A 728-nucleotide genomic window follows, 5' to 3' on the forward strand; every position below is an offset into this window, starting at 1 on the left:
GAGTAGATCGCATATTTGATTCAAGGTTTGTGCTGTTTGCAGAGCTTGCCATATAGCTGAACCAGTTTCATTTAGAACGAGGTAATCGCAAGTTTTACTTTGAAATAGGGTTATTTGATTATCCAATTCACTAAATACAACGGCGGGATGCTGCTTGAATCGCTTTGTACTTGGGCTTTGATGTTGTTGAGTGGCCATGTTGAAAAACTTAATAAATTGGAGGAGGAGTTGCATTTTAAGCAGGCTCTGGAATTGTTTTTCCTGAACCTGAGGATCCACTTCAACCTTTGCTACTTATTGTAGTAAACATTTGGGATGTTGCAGGTTAAATAATTACAGCTTTTTCTAACGTTATTTAATGCCCCGCTCACCCCGCCATCTGCCGCAGGGCTATTCATTTCATATCACACTTAGATGTAATAGTAGAGAATTTTTGATTGCTAAAGGGTTGAGAAGAGATGTGCTGCTTTCAGTGTTCGCTAGGGCACAAGCCAAGGTGCCGCACAAGTTGTATGGGGTGTGTTTGATGGCAAATCATCTGCATCTCCTTATCAGACCAGATGATGCTTCCCAGTTGCCGAGATTGATGCATTGGATTGGCTGGTATTCAGCAATGGCACTCAACCGCCTGAGTGGGCGTTGCGGGCATTTTTGGGAAGCAAGGTATTACGCCACTGCGATTGCTCCTAAAGACCACAAACGAGTGCTGAATACACTCAGGTATATCC

2 protein-coding genes are annotated in these 728 nt (G+C 43.1%); one reads left to right on the plus strand and one right to left on the minus strand.

Features of this window, described 5'->3' with window-relative positions; all coding sequences use genetic code 11:
* Positions 1-279 (minus strand): PqqD family protein (locus C7K08_RS14850; RefSeq protein ID WP_241537300.1); only part of this gene is annotated, 279 nt, incomplete at its 3' end.
* A 79-nt stretch (positions 280-358) separates the two neighbouring features.
* Between C7K08_RS14850 and C7K08_RS14855 the strand changes: the two genes are divergently transcribed.
* On the plus strand, positions 359-728 hold a 370-nt coding region (locus tag C7K08_RS14855), incomplete at its 3' end, for a transposase (RefSeq protein ID WP_193464856.1).

Source organism: Synechococcus lacustris str. Tous (genome assembly GCF_003011125.1).
Lineage (GTDB): Bacteria > Cyanobacteriota > Cyanobacteriia > PCC-6307 > Cyanobiaceae > Synechococcus_D > Synechococcus_D lacustris.